General features: G+C 26.4%; 1 protein-coding gene. It reads right to left on the bottom strand.

Features of this window, described 5'->3' with window-relative positions:
* Positions 1 to 1,640, bottom strand: a 1,640-nt coding sequence (locus tag E6A48_RS03770; protein WP_219708686.1) for a hypothetical protein, incomplete at both ends; no start/stop codon positions are given.

The following is a 1,640-nucleotide window of genomic DNA, read 5'->3' as shown; positions in this document are numbered from 1 at the left end:
ACACTTTCAAAATTGTTATTCAATACTTCAAAGTTAGATGATATTGTATCCAAATTACTAGATATATTTTCATTGTTTAATGATAATTCTTCAATGCTGCTATTTAATTTATCTATTTCTAAATGAACATCATTATATTCTTTTTTAAGTTCATCTATTGATGACTTTATTGAAGATTTTAATGAACCATCTAATTCTGATACACTATCTCTCAATTCGTTTAAACTGCTTTCTAATTCGTCAAACTTGGATAACTCTTCTCTTATACCATTGAAAGAATCTTCTAATGATAACTTATAGTCTAATAATTCATTTAATCTATCATCATTATTAACGCTATCTACTTCTAAGCGAAGAGCATCTAACTCCTCTAATAAAAGATTCTTATCACTTGAAAGCATATCTTTTATATAGTTTATGTCGCTGTCTGTATCATTTAGCCTGTTTAACAACTCTTGACTTAACTCTTCAAAGCCTCTCTCAAGTTTTTCTCTCTCCTCTTCAAATAAACTATATAAATCAGTACCATCATTATTAACCAAATCATTATTATCATTAACTGATGAAATATCTTCTTTTAGTGATAAATAATCATCTCTAAGACTCTCTAGTTTAGATATGAGTTCTTCTTTTTCCTTGTTCTGTAAATCTATTACCTCATCTCTGTCTAAAATACTCTTCTTAACTAAATCTAAAGCTTCCTCAAAATCTATACTCAACTCTCTATATTGACTGCGTACTGATGATATATCATTTTCTAAGCTTGTTTTTATATTAGTTATCTCTTCTTCTAATTTGCTATTAATACTATTTATACGTGAATCCAATTCCTCTACATAATCTTTATTAAACAACTTGCCGAAATCTTCTTCTAACTTACTTAATTTCTCTACATTTACAAGAAGTTTATCATTAATATCTTTCTCTAATGATGTTAGTTTTTCTTCTGCTAAACTATTTACTTTAGACAATGATTCTTCTATACGGCTATTAAGATTTTCAAAAGAAGTTTTTAAGATACTATCTAATTCTTTTTTGCTATCTTCTAATACTGTTAACTTCTCTTCTAATCTGCTGTCTAAATTATTTGAATACTCTTCTAAATATTCATTAATATAATTTTTTTCAGTTTCAGTATTTTCTTCTTTAAGAGAATCTAACTCATATTTCAAGTTATTAGAATATTCTTCTAATAGAGATACTGAATTATTATAAACTTCTTCTAAATCTCTTACGTAATTTTCATAGCTATTTTTAACTTCTTCACTTATCTTATTTATAGCATCTGTACTCAATTCTGCACTATTAGCTTCTATAGTATTTATCTCTGCTTTGTAATTATTAACAGCTTCATTTAAACTATTGTAGAAGTTCTCTAAGTCTCTACTTACTTCATTGCTTATCTTATCATCAAGTATTGACAACTTACTTTCCACATCTTTAACTCTATCTTCTAATCTATCATATATAGCTTTCTCTTTTGATTCTAACTCATTCATCATAGAAGACAAGAACTCTTCTTTTTTGTTGCCTGCCTCTTTTATATAGTTGTCAATATTAGATTTAGATTCTTCTAATCTATCGTATATAGCTTTTTCCTTTAATTCTAACTCTTTCATTATAGAAGATAATAATTCTTC

The organism is Brachyspira pilosicoli (assembly GCF_019402445.1).
GTDB classification, from domain to species: Bacteria; Spirochaetota; Brachyspiria; order Brachyspirales; family Brachyspiraceae; genus Brachyspira; species Brachyspira pilosicoli_B.
The sequence above is the reverse complement of the archived record's forward strand: the minus strand, read 5'-3'. Positions and strand labels throughout refer to the sequence as shown.